General features: G+C 70.1%; 13 protein-coding genes. 7 read left to right on the top strand and 6 right to left on the bottom strand.

The window, feature by feature from the left end; all coding sequences use genetic code 11:
* Window positions 1–47 precede the first annotated feature (47 nt).
* Both CU254_RS24040 and CU254_RS24035 read right to left on the bottom strand, forming a co-directional pair.
* Complete coding sequence (locus CU254_RS24040) at window positions 48–1,127, bottom strand: substrate-binding domain-containing protein (RefSeq protein ID WP_050788465.1); 1,080 nt, start codon at window positions 1,125–1,127, stop codon at window positions 48–50.
* Between the two features lie 135 nt (window positions 1,128–1,262).
* The gene (locus tag CU254_RS24035; RefSeq protein WP_037714640.1) at window positions 1,263–1,661 is read right to left on the bottom strand and encodes a hypothetical protein; all 399 of its coding nucleotides are present in this window, start codon (window positions 1,659–1,661) and stop codon (window positions 1,263–1,265) included.
* Between the two features lie 453 nt (window positions 1,662–2,114).
* On the opposite strand from CU254_RS24035, the gene CU254_RS24030 reads away from it, so the two are divergent.
* On the top strand, window positions 2,115–3,023 hold the full coding sequence (locus CU254_RS24030; protein ID WP_037714638.1) for a LysR family transcriptional regulator: 909 nt from the start codon (window positions 2,115–2,117) through the stop codon (window positions 3,021–3,023).
* A 144-nt stretch (window positions 3,024–3,167) separates the two neighbouring features.
* On the opposite strand, the gene CU254_RS24025 is transcribed toward CU254_RS24030, so the two are convergent.
* The 3 genes from CU254_RS24025 to CU254_RS24015 all read right to left on the bottom strand — a co-directional run bounded on the left by CU254_RS24025 (window position 3,168) and on the right by CU254_RS24015 (window position 6,556).
* Window positions 3,168–3,992 carry an IclR family transcriptional regulator gene (locus CU254_RS24025; protein ID WP_009080176.1) on the bottom strand — a complete coding sequence of 275 codons (825 nt, stop codon included), beginning with the start codon at window positions 3,990–3,992 and terminating at the stop codon, window positions 3,168–3,170.
* Between the two features lie 294 nt (window positions 3,993–4,286).
* A complete protein-coding gene (locus tag CU254_RS24020; RefSeq protein WP_009080174.1) occupies window positions 4,287–5,060 on the bottom strand; it encodes a class I SAM-dependent methyltransferase in 774 nt (257 codons plus the stop codon).
* Complete coding sequence (locus CU254_RS24015; protein WP_009080173.1) at window positions 5,057–6,556, bottom strand: FAD-binding protein; 1,500 nt, start codon at window positions 6,554–6,556, stop codon at window positions 5,057–5,059. The genes CU254_RS24020 and CU254_RS24015 overlap by 4 nt, the downstream gene beginning before the upstream one ends.
* 142 nt (window positions 6,557–6,698) lie before the next feature.
* Here CU254_RS24015 and CU254_RS24010 point away from each other — a divergent pair, with 142 nt between their 5' ends.
* The 4 genes from CU254_RS24010 to CU254_RS23995 all read left to right on the top strand — a co-directional run bounded on the left by CU254_RS24010 (window position 6,699) and on the right by CU254_RS23995 (window position 9,661).
* Complete coding sequence (locus CU254_RS24010) at window positions 6,699–7,310, top strand: TetR/AcrR family transcriptional regulator (RefSeq protein ID WP_009080171.1); 612 nt, start codon at window positions 6,699–6,701, stop codon at window positions 7,308–7,310.
* Between the two features lie 175 nt (window positions 7,311–7,485).
* Entirely contained in the window at window positions 7,486–8,259 is a 774-nt protein-coding gene (locus tag CU254_RS24005) for an SDR family oxidoreductase (protein WP_009080168.1), read from the top strand.
* A complete protein-coding gene (locus tag CU254_RS24000) occupies window positions 8,259–8,903 on the top strand; it encodes a PaaI family thioesterase (RefSeq protein ID WP_009080166.1) in 645 nt (214 codons plus the stop codon). The genes CU254_RS24005 and CU254_RS24000 overlap by 1 nt, the downstream gene beginning before the upstream one ends.
* A complete protein-coding gene (locus CU254_RS23995) occupies window positions 8,900–9,661 on the top strand; it encodes an SDR family NAD(P)-dependent oxidoreductase (protein ID WP_009080164.1) in 762 nt (253 codons plus the stop codon). Before CU254_RS24000 ends, CU254_RS23995 begins: the two co-directional genes overlap by 4 nt.
* A 168-nt stretch (window positions 9,662–9,829) precedes the next feature.
* Here CU254_RS23995 and CU254_RS23990 read toward each other — a convergent pair whose 3' ends face one another.
* Window positions 9,830–10,105 carry a hypothetical protein gene (locus CU254_RS23990; protein WP_037714636.1) on the bottom strand — a complete coding sequence of 92 codons (276 nt, stop codon included), beginning with the start codon at window positions 10,103–10,105 and terminating at the stop codon, window positions 9,830–9,832.
* Between the two features lie 140 nt (window positions 10,106–10,245).
* Here CU254_RS23990 and CU254_RS23985 point away from each other — a divergent pair, with 140 nt between their 5' ends.
* Complete coding sequence (locus CU254_RS23985) at window positions 10,246–11,481, top strand: NADH:flavin oxidoreductase (RefSeq protein WP_009080154.1); 1,236 nt, start codon at window positions 10,246–10,248, stop codon at window positions 11,479–11,481.
* Window positions 11,482–12,122: 641 nt separating this feature from the next.
* Window positions 12,123–12,893 (top strand): SDR family oxidoreductase, encoded by a 771-nt coding sequence (locus CU254_RS23980; RefSeq protein ID WP_009080153.1) that lies wholly within the window; start codon window positions 12,123–12,125, stop codon window positions 12,891–12,893.
* The last annotated feature ends 9 nt before the right edge of the window (window positions 12,894–12,902 follow it).

Here is a 12,902-nt window from a genome sequence, read left to right as displayed (position 1 = left end):
GCCGGGGAGCGGAATCCCCGGCCGGGCCGGTCCGGTGCTTCAGCGGGTCAGGAAAGCGTGCAGGTGACGCCGTTCACCGGGGCGAGCGGCTTGAATCCGTACTGGCTCAGCGTGCCGGCGAGGCTGCCGTTGCACAGCGGGCTCGGGCCGGAGGAGTCGAAACCGACCGCGTTGAGCGCCGCGTCGTGGGACGGCGAGCGGGTGTCCAGCACGTAGTACACGAAACGGGCGCCGAGGAACCCGTCGGCGAAGGCCGGGGCGTAGTTCGGCGCGGAGCCCGAAACCGGGGCGCCGTCCGAACCGGCACCGGTCAGGGTGCCCTCGAAGAAGCCGGCGCGCTTGTCGCTGACGACGCCGTTGCCCTGCGCGACCCACTGGGCCACGGAGTAGGGCGCGATCGCCGACGACTGGTCGCTCGCCGGGATGGTGTTGCCTTCGTTCTCCTGGAAGCGCTTGATCACGACCGGTTTCGTGGTCGGGTCGAAGCCGAGCACCGTGTTCGTGAAGAACGACAGCGTGCCGGAGCCGGCCTGGGGCAGGTAGACGGTGATCGCCGCGTTGGCGCCGCCGACCTGGTTCCAGTTGGTGATGGCGCCGCTGTAGATGCCGCGCAGCTGGTCCAGCGTGAGGGTGACGCCCGCGCCGGCGCCGGTGGACGAGGCGGCCCAGGACACGCCGTCCTTGGCGAAGGCGTAGTACTGGAACGTCGACGGGTCGGAGGCCGACCGCGGGGACGAGGAGCGGGCGAGGTCGATCGACCCGCTGCCGGCCGCGGCGGCGTTCGCCAGCGCGGTCTTGCCCGCGGAGGAGCCGTTGGGCGGCGGGTTGGAGACGGTGTAGGTGGTCCCGCCGTCGTAGACGTCGCCGGGCACGGCGAACGACTGGCTGCCCGCGAGAACCGGCGGGACGTTCACGTAGTTGTCGGGGTCGCTGTTCGCCGCCGAACCGTTGGCCGCGGCGAAGATCGCGCCGGTGACGTCCGCGATCGTGTCGGAGCCCACCGCCGCGACGACCTCGGGGAGCTGGTTGGGGCCGGGGATTGCGCTGGCGGTACCCGGGAAGATCAGGGCCGCCCCCGCGGCGACCGCGGCGGAGGCGCCGGCGAACCGGGCAGTACGAGCACGCATCAGTTTGTACTCTTTCTGTCTGGTCTCGGCCACGGGATTCCGTGGCCGACACCAACTTCGCGGGGTTCGGCGAACAGCGCCCGGTCGGTCGCGTTCTCGCCAGACGGCGCGGGAGTTAATGCCCGACGAACGCGTTCAGCCGGGCAGCCGGTATTTCGTGCGCCAGTCGGTGATCCGGCCCTCCGCCGCGAATTCCGCCGCGTCCGCGATCGCGGCGACGAATCGTTCGTATCCGCGCTGGGCTTCGATGCGGCGGCCGTAGGCGTGGCTCGCCGACGCGATCGTCCCGCTGCCCGCGCGCAGGAACCATCGCCAGTCGATTCCGTGGTCGTGGGTCAGTTCCATGCGCGTGCGCGGGAGGTTCGCGCACAGCCACTGGATCGCCGCGACGCATTCTTCCCCGTTGCGGTAGTCGACGGTGCCCAGCCCCAAGGACGCGTTGTTCGTGCCGAGCAGCCGCCACCTCGTCGCGTTCCCCGGTCCGCCGATCAGCTGGAACCGCGGAGTCCGGCGTGGACTTCGAGCGCTTTTCATGGGTCGCAACCTCAGTCCGGCTCGGACGGCCGTCCGGTGCGCAGCCGTCGCAGTCAGAATGGACATCGCGGGCACGGCGCCGGAAAGTTACCGTCCGCGGTTAAGCGGCGACGGCCACCCGGTGAACAGCGGGTGGGCGCGGGCATTCCACAGTAGACCGTCGGCGGGCGGTCACGCTGGAGATTCTCTTCGCCACTCCTGGCAAGCGCATCGTCTTTGCTCGCACGGATGTTTCGCCCATGCCGCGATTCGGGTCGAATTCGCCTGTTCGCCGCAATCGCGATTCAGTCGTTCGGCGGCACCAGCGGCGAGGTAGTTGGGGCACGCTCGATGTCCTTCGGGGCGGGAAACTCCCGCGCGGAAGGGCAATTCGCGTCATGGGCAAGGGGAGGGAGCCGTGGTGGCGTCTATTGTGGACGTCCGGGGCGGGGTGTTTCGGATATGGTTGGCGGAATGGCTGATCTGACGCTCACCGGCTTGCGGGTCGTGGTCGAGGTGGCCCGCACCGGGTCGTTCAGTGCTGCCGCGCACCGGCTCGGCTACACGCAATCGGCGGTGTCGCGGCAGATCGCGGCGAGCGAACGCGCTACGGGAACCGCGTTGTTCGAACGGCATGCCCGCGGAATCCGTCCTACGACAGCGGGAGAGGTGCTGATCCGGCACGCCGGTCGGGTGCTGGACAGCGTGAGCGCGGCCGGAAAGGAACTCGCCGGACTGCGCGACCGCCTGGCCGGGCGGATCTCGGTCGGCGCGTTTCCCGCGGCGTCGGCGGTTTTGCTGCCGCGCGCGGTTTCCCGGCTGCTGCGCGCGCATCCGGGCGTGGACGTGCAGCTGGCCGAGTCCGCGACGCCCGCCCAACTGCAATCGCTGCGCCGCGGCCGCCTCGACGTCGCGGTGGCCGTCACCGGAGACGGCCTGCCGGAATACGACTTCGAGGGCTTGCGCCGCACCGAATTGCGCAGCGCGATCGGATACGGAGTGGCGGTCGCGGAAGCGCATCCGTTCGCCGGCCGCAGCTGGGTCGAACCGGACGAACTGGCCGAACAGCAGTGGATCGTCGGCGCGGGCAGCTCCGCGGAATTCGGGACGTGGCCGGGGATCGCCGGACCGTCGATCGCGTTCGCGGTGCGCGCGTGGCCGACGCGGTTGGGCCTGGTCGCCGCGGGGCTGGGGATTTCGCTGGTCCCCGGATTCGCCGCGGATTCGCTGCCCGCCGACGTCCGGTGGATCCCGGTACGCGACGAATGCGGCGGCCTGCGCCGCGCACTGTGGGCGGTGACGGGGGAACAGCCTGGCCCGGCAGCGGTGGCCATGGTGCGGGCGCTGGAGCAAGAGGCCGGTGCGGTGAGCCGGGGGTTCTAGGCGTGGAGTTGCTTGAGTGGCGGTTTCCGTGGTTTTCGCGCTCGGCAGCGCCTGTATTCGTTTGTGGGAGCGCACTTTTGGCTAGGGGTGGTGATCGGCCTCGCGGCTCCGCTGGCGAAGTGCCCGATAGTCCTTTATGGACTTTCAGTTCCAGGCGGGTTCGGCGGTGCGCGACCGGACCGTCGGGAACAGCTCCTGGGTGACCTGCCGGGCGGCGGCCACGACGAGCGGGGCGACGCGTTCCAGCGCCGTGTCCGCGTCGCCGACGAGGGAGATCGCCGCTTCGGGTCCTTCCGGTCCTCGGATGGCAGCGGCGACGCAGGAGATATCAGAGAAGCATTCGCCGCGTTCGAAGGCGAGGCCGTTGCGGTCGCGGATCCGGCCGAGTTCGCGGTGCAGCGTCACCAGGTCGCAGATCGTCCGGCTGGTCTGGCGGCCGAGGGTCGGCAGGACGCGGTCCTCGACCTGTTCGGCGGGCAGCCACGCGAGCATCGCCTTGCCGAGCGCGGTGCACTGCGCGGGCGCGCGGCCGCCGACGCGCGACGGGACGGCCGCGGCGAACCGGCCGCCGACCTTGTCGAGATACCGGACATGCGCGCCGTCGAGGATCGCCAGGTGCGCGACCATCCCGGTGCGCAACTGCAGTTCGTGCAGCACGGCCGCGGTCACCGCGCGCAGTTCGAGGTGGTTGCCGCCGGTGCCGCCGAGGTTCAGCGCCCGGGCGCCGAGCGCGTAGCCGAACGACGAATGCGACAGCCACTGCAGCCGCACGAGCTGGTCGAGGATGCGGTGCGCGGTCGAACGGGGGAGGTGGGTCGTGCGCGCGACTTGTTCGAGGGTGAGCCGGGTGCTCGGCGCGGCGAAGGCGTCGAGGATCAGCGTCATCCGCTCGACCATCGACGGCGGCAGCGCGCGGTCCTGCGGGACATCCGTGCCGAGGGAGCCCGTTTCGATCGCGACCACCGTCATGCTGCGCTCCTCGCGGACGGAGTGAAATCATTTCTAGTTTTGACGGTAACACGGTGTCCGGGCTTGGCGTCAACACGCGACGGGTCACGGGTACGGCACGGCGACCGATCGGCGGGAGAAGCCGTTCGTGCAGGAAGGGGCAGCCGGGAGACATGGCGGCATGGCCCGACGTGCTGAGATCCGCTCGCACGTTCGGTTTCCTCGCAGGTGCTCGGGTTGAGAAGCGGTTTCTACCCGGCAGCGGCGAGCACGCGAGACAGTCCCAGTGACGTGCTGAGCGCTTCCCCAGGCGGCTCAGCTCAGCGGCTTCTCCCAGATCGAGACTTGCCGCTCGCTTTCGTGGGTGAACGGCTCACCCGTCCAGTCCTCCCACCGCGACCGCAGCCGCATCCCCGCCAGTTGCGCCATCAGGTCGAGCTCCGCAGGCCAGACATACCGGAACGGAATCGCCCGGAACTCGCCTCGTCCGTCGGCGACCCGGGCATGGTACGAACTCATCGACTGCGTCGAGACGTCGTACAGATCGAATCCCCAATGCTTCGCGCTGAGATCGAACGGCACGACGGTCTGCCCCGGCGGCAGCTTCCGCAGCTCCGGTACTCCGACCTCGATCACGAAGCATCCGCCTGGCTCGAGGTGGGCCGCGGCGTTGCGGAAACATGCCACCTGCGCTTCCTGAGATGTCAGATTGCCGATGGTGTTGTACACCAGATAGGCCACCGAAAAGGCGCCAGCGACGCGGGTCGTCGCGAAGTCGCCGATCGTCACGTCGACGGCCTCGCCGCCCGGTTTGGCGCGCAGTTGCGCGGCCATCGCGGACGACAGATCGATTCCGGACACCGGCACGCCCCGCGAGGCCAGCGGCAGCGCGATCCGGCCAGTGCCGATGCCCAGTTCCAACGCGCGCCCGGCACCGGCCAGCCCGGCCAGCACGTCGACTGCCGGGTCCACCACCTCCGGCGCGAACATTTCAGCCGACGATTCGTCATATCTCGCAGCGACACTTTTCCCGAAGTAGTCCTCCACGACGGCGAAGGTAGCCGACTGGCTCGCCGGGGCGCAGGTCATTTTCCGGCCCGCGCCACCAAATCGTCGACCGCCCGGGCCGCGAAAGCCATCGCCGTGCCCAGCGGAATCCCCGGCCCCGGGTAGTACTGGCCGGTCATGGACGCCGCCGAATTGCCTACTGCGTAAAGACCTTCCACCACCGAACCGTCCTCGCGGAGCACTCGCGCGTCCGGGTCGGTCACCAACCCGCCCTTCGTACCGAGGTCCGACAGCACCAACCGGGCGGCGCGGAACGGCGGCTGATCCACCGGAACCAGCACCGGATTCGCGAAATGCCGCGCGTATTCGTCCTCGCCGCGCCCGAAATCCGCGTCGTGCCCGGCTTCGGCGAAAGAATTGAACCGGGCGACGGTCTCCGGCAATTCCGGCGCGCCGATCAACTTCGCCAACTCCGCGAGCGTCTCCGCTTCCACCCAGGTGCCGGCCGCCAGATGGTCGTCCGGCCGTCCGCCTGGCAATGCGATCGCGGGCAGGCGGCCGCCCTCGCGGCTGTCGAACACGAGGTGGGACGGGATACGCCGCGCCGGGTCCGCTGACATCTCACGGCCCATTTGGTCGTATGGCAGCGATTCGTTCGCATACCGCCGCCCGTCGCGGTCGACGACGATTCCGCCGCGGAAGCCGAGCGTGAACGACGCGCCGCCGTCCGGCATCGCGATGCCCGGGCACCACCAGCCCTCGTCCATCAGGTCGACGGCGGCGCCGAGTTGCACCGCCGCTTCCAGAACCTGGCCGCGGTTCGTTTCCGCGGGTGCCATCGACCACGCCGCCGAGCCGGGTACCCCGGAGCGTTTCCGCAGGTCCGCGTTCCGTTCGAAACCGCCCGCGCCGACGAGCACGCCGTAGGCCGCCCCGATCCGCCGCGAACCGACGCCGACGCCCACGACCCGGCCGCCCTCGGCGACCAACTCGTCGACCGGCGTCCCGGTGAAGACGGCGCCGTTGCCGGTCGCGTCGAAGGCCAGCAGCAGCCGCCCGATGAGCGCGCGGCCGCCGTCCAGCGGGGCGTCCCGGTGCCCGCGGCCGGCGCGGTCGCGGTCGACCGGCGGACGCACCAGCCCGGCCCGTTCGCCCAGTTCGGCAAGCGGCAGGTCGAGCGGCACGAACGAGCGCCCGCCGGGGACCCGGCCCGGCCGGTCGAAGTAGTCCGGGAACGCCCGCCACTCGAATTCGAGCACCGGGTCCGACTCCAGCGCCGCGACCAATTCCGGTGCCTTCGCCAGAAACGCCTCTTGCCGCCCGGTCCGGTCCTCGCCGAGCAACGCGCGCAGGTACTCGCGCGCGGCGGCGGTGGAGTCCGCGACCCCGAAGCGCTGCTGGACCTGCGTGCCGGGCAGCCAGCAGGCCGCGCCGGAATACGCTGAAGTCCCGCCCAGCCGGTCCGCGCCCTCGACCACCGCGGTGCGCAACCCGGCCCGGGCCGCGAGGTACGCGCCGGTCAACGCGCCCGCGCCGGAGCCGACTGCCACCACGTCGAACTGGTCGTCGAAAGCCATGAGTCCTCCAAGTCGTCGCGACCCGGCGAGCCAACCGCATCCGCGGCGCGCCGGGGCGCGGTCATCCCACTCACCGGTAGCGGCAGCGCCCGGTGGGAGGATCGTGCGGGAGGATGGCCTGATCACGAGCGGAGGAGTCGCGGTGCCGAGAGTCGCCGAAAACCGGGCGCCGGCCACGCCGAGCTCGCCCGCGCAGCAGGAGCGCTACCGGCGCATCCTGCGGGCGGCCGCGGAACACGGCGCCGAGCACGGCCTCGACCGGATCCAGATGCTCGACGTCGCCCGCGACGCCGGTGTCGCGATCGCCACGCTCTACCGCTACTTCCCGTCGAAGACGATCCTGTTCACCGCGCTGCTGCGCAGCCAGGTCGAGCAGCTGGACCGCAACAGCGTCCCGGTCAAACCCGGCCAGGACCCGGCCGAGGCGGTCGCGCGCGTGCTGGTCGACGCGGCCCGTCACCTGCTGGAACGGCCGCGGCTCGCGCAGGCGATGCTGCAGTCGAACAACGCGACGGTCGCGGGGGAGTCGCCGAACATGGCCGCGGCGGTCGAGTTCGCGGAGCTGATCCTGCGCGTCGCCGGGGTGTCCGAGGCCAGCGAGCACGACCGCCGCCTGGTCCGGCTGATCGAGCAGACCTGGTACGGCGTGCTGACCTCGCAGCTGAACGGGCACATCACCGCGGAGGAGGCGGAGGCGGACACGGTGCTGGCGTGCCGGTTGCTGCTGGCCGAACTGGGGCGCCCCGCCCCGTGACTGACCCGGTGCCGGTTCGCGCGGCGACCAGACGCTCGGGTTAGCGTGGCTGCTTGGGTGCGCTGACATCTCAGACCGGACAGGTTCTCCCGGTGACCGGGATCGACCCGCCGCGTGCGCCGGCGTTGCCCGTAGCGTCGCGGCCGTTCCCGGAACCCCGCCTCAGGAGGCCGTCATGCCGCGCACCGTCGTCGTCACCGGAGCGAGTTCGGGGATCGGGGCGGCGCTCAGCAGGCTCCTCGCCGAGCGCGGCGACCAGGTACTCGGCGTCGACCTCAAGGGCAGCGACATCGACGCGGACCTCTCGACCCCGCCCGGTCGCACCGCTGCCGCCGAGGAAGTCGGGAAGCGCACCGGGCACGTCGACGCGGTGGTCACCTGCGCCGGAACCGCGAACCCCGGCGAAGTCATGGTCACGGTGAACTACTTCGGCAGCACCGAGTTCATCGAAGCGCTGCAGCCGCTGCTGGCGAAATCCGAGGCACCGCGCGTGGTTCTGGTCGGCTCGATCTCCGGTACCCAGCCGAACGACCCCGCGGTGGTCGAAGCCTGTCTGCGCGGCGACGAGCAAGCCGCGTTGACCGCCGCACGCGAGGCGATCGCGGACAATCGCGCGCTCCAGCTGTATCCGTCCTCGAAGTCCGCGATCGCGCAGTGGGCGCGCCGCACGTCGGTTTCGGAAGGCTGGGCGGACGCGGGAATCGCGGTGAACGTGGTCGCGCCCGGCGTGGTCCGGACGCCGATGACCGACGGGCTTTTCGCCGATCCGCAGATGAAAGCCGTGATGGACAAAGCAGTCCCGATGCCGCTGCACGGTTACGCGGCCGCGGAGGACGTCGCGCGAGTTCTGGCGTATTTCGCCGACGCCGCGACCACGCACATCACCGGCCAGGTCGTCTACGTCGACGGCGGCGCCGAGGCGACCCTCCGCCCGGCGGCGCACTACTGATGACGACTTACGCCGAGAACGTCCCGTTGTCGCCCATCCCGAATGGCGATGGCATCGACGCTGCCGTCGCTGCCGCGCGCCGAGTGGTCAGCGCGCTCCTGCACGCTGGTGCCGGCAGTGCCGCGCCGATGGCGGACCTTGCCCGCGGCCTCGACCGGATCGCTGACCAGCTCGAAGAACACGCGCCCGAGCGGCAGGAACGTTTCGTCGGAATGTGGGCCGGGCGACCGCGCCATGATCCGGTCACCGGCCCGGAAAACGCACTCGCGCCGCCGCTGCGCCTGCACGGCCTGCCGGACGGTTCGGTGGCCGGAACGGTGACGCTCGGCCTGCCGTACCAGGGACCGCCGGGCTGCGTGCACGGCGGGATTTCCGCTCTGCTGCTTGATCACGCGCTGGGCGTCGCCAACAGCTGGGGGCCGGGGCCGGACGGAATGACCGGCACGCTCAATGTCCGCTACCACCGGACGACCCCGCTGTTCGAGGAGCTGACGATTCGCGCGCGGCAGCAATCCAGGGAGGGACGCCGGATTCGCACGACCGGCGAAATTCTCGCCGACGGTCAGCTCTGCGTTTCCGCGGACGGCATTTTCGTGGCGAAACACGTCGCCCGACCGGGTGCCCAAGACGAAGGAGGCCGATGAACACGCTCGCGGGCCGGGTGGCCCTGGTAACCGGTGCCGGACAAGGCGTCGGGCAAGGAATCGCGCTGGCGCTGGGAGGGGAAGGGGCGTCGGTCGCGGTTCTCGGGCGCACGCGCGGGAAGCTGGACGAGACCTGCCGCCTCCTGCGCGAACGAGGCGCTACCGCGGAACCGTTCGAATGCGATGTCGCGGACACTGCGTCGGTTCCCGGCGTCGTCGACGAAGTTGTTTCGCGCTTCGGCCAGCTCGACATTCTGGTCAACAACGCGTACTCCGGTGCCTTCGGGCCGTTGCTGAAAATGAGCGACGAGGATTTCGCGCGCGGTTTTGAAACCGGACCCTTCGCCGCGTTCGCCTTCATGAAAGCCGCCCACCCGCATTTGAAGGCTGCCGGAGACGCTTCGATCGTCAACCTGGTCACATCAGCGATGGTGCGTTGGGATCCCACGACCTACGGTGCTTACGCGGCGGCAAAACAAGCCCTGCGCTCGCTGTCGCGCACCGCCGCCGTCGAGTGGGCGCGCGACGGGATCCGGGTCAACGCGATCGCGCCGCACGCGTTGTCGCCCGGGTTGAAATGGTGGACCGAGCACAATCCCGAAGAGGCCGCCGAATTCGTCGCGACCATTCCGATGGGCCGGATCGGGGAATGCGAGGAGGACATCGGCCGCGCCGTCGTCGCACTGGTCGGCTCCGATCTGCGCTATCTGACCGGAGCCACGGTGCCGCTCGACGGCGGCCAAGCCTTCTTCGGCTGAGCCTTGGGCCTCACTCGCAACCCGTACGACCGGTTCCGCGTGCTGCGGTTTTCGGCGGGGACGAGCGTGGCGAACGTGACCGGGATGCCCGCGATATCGCTCCCCTCGGGAAGGACGATGACGGACAACTGGAGGAAGCGGCTCCTTGGCAAGGGACGGGCTGAAGACTCAATAGCGGTAGAGGGACGACCCGCTGCTGGGGAGATTGGTCAGGATCAGGATGAACCCGATCACGGTCAGGATCGCCCACAGCACGACGATCGTGGCCAGGATCAACGCATGTCGCCGGATGGCCGCGAGCTGGCCGAGGATCTCGAGGTTGATCCTGTTCGCGTAGTCCGTCGGCCCGTCCGTCTCGGACGCCTCTTTGAGGCGCGCGGCGACCGCGGAAGGCCCGGTGAAGGCGTCGGAGTGGTAGCGAGGACGAGGCTTGACGTCGGACACAGTGGTTTCTCCTCCCGAGCACGGATGGACGAACATGAGTCGCCGAGTCCGGGCAGGGCGTTACCGCATCGAGGGCTTCGGGGGCCTCCCGGTCACCGAGATCGCGAGAGCGGGCCAGCCCCTCCGTTTCCTACCGTGGCATGGTGACTTCCACGACCCCCGCCCCGCCCGATCCGCTGGCTCCCGCTCGGCTCGGGCCGGTGCGGTTGCGCAATCGCGTCGTCAAGGCGGCGACCTACGAGGGGCTCAGCCATCACGGCCGGGTGACCCGGGATCTGGTCGATTTCCACGTCGGCTACGCGAAGGGCGGCGTCGGGATGACGACCGTCGCCTACTGTGCGGTCGCCAAGGAAGGCCGCACCGATCGGCATCAGATCTACTGGACCGACGAAGCGCTGCCCGGGCTGCGCGTGCTCACCGACGCGGTGCACGCCGAGGGCGCGGCGATCTCGGCGCAGATCGGGCACGCCGGGCCGGTCGCGGCTCCGAAGGGCAACGGGCTTCCCGCGCTCGCGCCGAGCCGGTATTTCCCCCAGGCGACGCTCAGTTTCGCCCGGGAAATCGACCACGCCGGCATTGAACGCGTCAAACGCGCCCATGCCGAAGCGGCGCGGCGCGCCATCGAATGCGGGTTCGACGCGATCGAGGTCCACTTAGGACACAACTATCTGATCAGCTCCTTCCTGAGCCCGAAACTCAACCGCCGCACCGACGAATACGGCGGTTCGCTGGAAAACCGCGCCCGGCTCGCGCGGGACACGATGCGCGCGGTCCGCGACGCGGTCGGCGACCGGATCGCGGTGATCGTGAAAATGAACATGGACGACGGCGTCCCGGGCGGTTTCTGGCTCGACGAAGCGATTCCGGTGACGCAGTGGCTCGAAGCCGACGGCACCTGCGACGCGCTCGAGATGACCGCCGGTTCTTCCCTGCTCAACCCGATGTACCTCTTCAAGGGCGACGCACCGGTCCGCGAGTTCGCGGCGGTGCTGCCGCAGCCGCTGAGACTGGGCGTGCGGGCGGTGGGGAAGCGGTTCATCCGCGAATACCCTTACCGGGACGCGTTCCTTCTCGAGGACGCGCGGCAGATCCGCGCCGCGGTGAAGCTGCCGATGGTGCTGCTCGGCGGGATCACCGACCGCGCGTCGATGGAACTGGCGATGCGGGAAGGATTCCAGTACGTCGCGATGGGCCGGGCGCTGCTGCGCGAGCCGGACCTGGTGAACCGGATCGCAGCTGACTCCCGGACGCCCTCGTTGTGCATCCACTGCAACAAATGCATGCCGACGAACTTCACCGGGACGCGGTGCGTGCTGGTGGACCGGACGACGCCCCGGGGCGCGGACTGGGGGCGGCCCGGGGGATACGTGGGGTGAACTTGCCGGGGCGCCGGTTGTCTGAGCGGAGGCCGGGTTCGGACGGGGTCGTTGGGCGGGGTCGGTCGGCGGGGGTGGGGTTTGTGCGCGGCGATGCCGGTTCTAACCGGCGCGAACACTCACCAGGTGCTGGAGAGGTCGCCGCCCGATCGTGCATAGGTTGGGGTGCAGACTGCGTGGGGCTTGTGCGTGGCGTTGCCGGTTCTAACCGGCGCAAACGCTCACGAGCCGCAGCATAGCCGTTGCCCTGCCGCGCACGGGCCGGGCAGGCGGTGCAGCGCGGCGGGCTCGGGAATGGCCGAAACCCCCGCGTTGCGCATGCCCGGGGATGTCGCGAGACGCTTCCGGCGTCGAATGGTTCACGATCGCTTCGGAACACTGAGATATCAGGTGCGGCGGCACCGGGTGCGTGAACTTGAAGGCGTACAGCGGATTCAGCCCAGGAAGTCCCCGGCGGCCGCGGCAGTGGCGTCCGTGTCCTTCAGTACGACCAGGCCCCCGCGTGCGGCGAGCCCCAGTGCGCCCCGGCGACGATGCGGACCACCGGACCGCCGGATTGTGTCGGGTGGCATGGGAAACCTCGACGTCCTCAACCTAGCATTTGTTTGGTAAGCTGAGCCCTCCCGGCGAGAAGGAGCAGCATGCCTGTCAGCTTCGACCTGACCGATCGCGTCGTCCTCGTCACCGGCGGAGCGCGCGGGGTCGGGGACGGCATCGTGGCGACGTTCCTCGAAGCCGGCGCCGAGGTCGAGATCTGCGGGCGGACGGAACCCGCGAAGCTGCGCGAGGCGAACGGACGCAAGCCGCGGTTCACGCAGGTCGACGTGCGGGAGCCGGAGCAGGTCGGAAGGTGGCTGGAGGGGATCGGCGAGCGGCACGGGCGGCTCGACGTCGTGGTCAACAACGCCGGAGGCGCGCCGTTCGCGCAGTTCGCCGAGGCCTCGCCGAAGTTTCACCGCAAGATCAACGAGCTGAACTTCCTCGCCGCGGCGTACGTGCTCCACGCGGCGCATCCGCTCCTGCGCGAGACGCCCGGAGCGTCGGCGGTGAACGTCACGTCGATCTCGGCGCGGCGGCCCAGCCCGGGCACCGCGGTGTACGGAGCGGCGAAGGCGGCGCTGGAGAGCCTCACGACCAGTTTGGCGGTCGAGTGGGCGCCGCGGGTGCGGGTCAACGCGGTCAGTTGCGGCTTGGTCGAGACGCCGGGTTCCGAGGACCACTACGGCGATCCCGCGCAGCGCGACGCGGTCGCCCGGACGATCCCGCGTGGACAGTTCGCGTCGCCGGCCGAGGTCGGTCAAGCTTGTCTGCTGCTCGCGTCGCCGCTCGCGAGCCATGTCAGCGGAGCAGTGCTCAATGTGGACGGTGGCGGCGAATGGCCCGCCTTCCTCCAGCACACCCCGAACGCCTGAGGAGGACCC

It is taken from the genome of Amycolatopsis sp. AA4 (assembly GCF_002796545.1).
GTDB lineage: Bacteria > Actinomycetota > Actinomycetes > Mycobacteriales > Pseudonocardiaceae > Amycolatopsis.
This window is presented reverse-complemented; position numbering and strand designations above follow the sequence as displayed.